We start from the raw sequence: 667 nt of genomic DNA, 5'->3' as shown, positions 1-667 counted from the left end.
GGCGCAGCAGCCATGCGGTCAGCACCAGCGTCAGCAGCACCAGCAGCCCCTGTGAATCCCAGGATGAAAAGCGCAACTGGCTGGGGAGATAGCGGCGGGCCTGGCGCGTCTCGGCGCCGTAAATCTCCGGCATGCCAAAAACATTTTCTTCTGGGGAGATAGCGGCGGGCCTGGCGCGTCTCGGCGCCGTAAATCTCCGGCATGCCAAAAACATTTTCTTCAGTTACGGGCTGCAGCAGGCGCGCCACCCGAATCGCCTGGCCGCGCTCTTCGGTGTGTAGCCGGAGATCACCCGTCCGTCGGGGTCGCCCACCTTATAGTAGAGCCGGCATCTTCGGCAGCTCGTCATAGCCGGAGATCACCCGTCCGTCGGGGTCGCCCACCTTATAGTAGAGCCGGTCGTTCATGTTGAGCTCAAAGCTGTCGAGCACCACCCAGGCGTGCGATCGTAGGCCTGCGTGGCCGCCTGCCGCGCGCTAACGTAGCTGTTAAAGGCCGACAATCCCCACAGCAGCAGCAGCGGCAGACCCAGGAAAAGCAACAGCTGCAGATAGAGCGACTGCGGCTTAACCCACCTCATCGCCGCACTCCAGCACGCCCAGGAAAAGCAACAGCTGCAGATAGAGCGACTGCGGCTTAACCCACCTCATCGCCGCACTCCAGCACG

General features: G+C 62.5%; 1 pseudogene. It reads right to left on the bottom strand.

The features are described from left to right. Nucleotides 1–580, bottom strand: a pseudogene (locus A6013_RS25875) (sensor histidine kinase N-terminal domain-containing protein); the annotation flags it as partial. Nucleotides 581–667: the final 87 nt, after the last annotated feature.

This window comes from Enterobacter sp. IF2SW-B1 (genome assembly GCF_001743375.1).
Classification (GTDB): domain Bacteria; phylum Pseudomonadota; class Gammaproteobacteria; order Enterobacterales; family Enterobacteriaceae; genus Enterobacter; species Enterobacter bugandensis.
The sequence above is the reverse complement of the archived record's forward strand: the minus strand, read 5'-3'. Positions and strand labels throughout refer to the sequence as shown.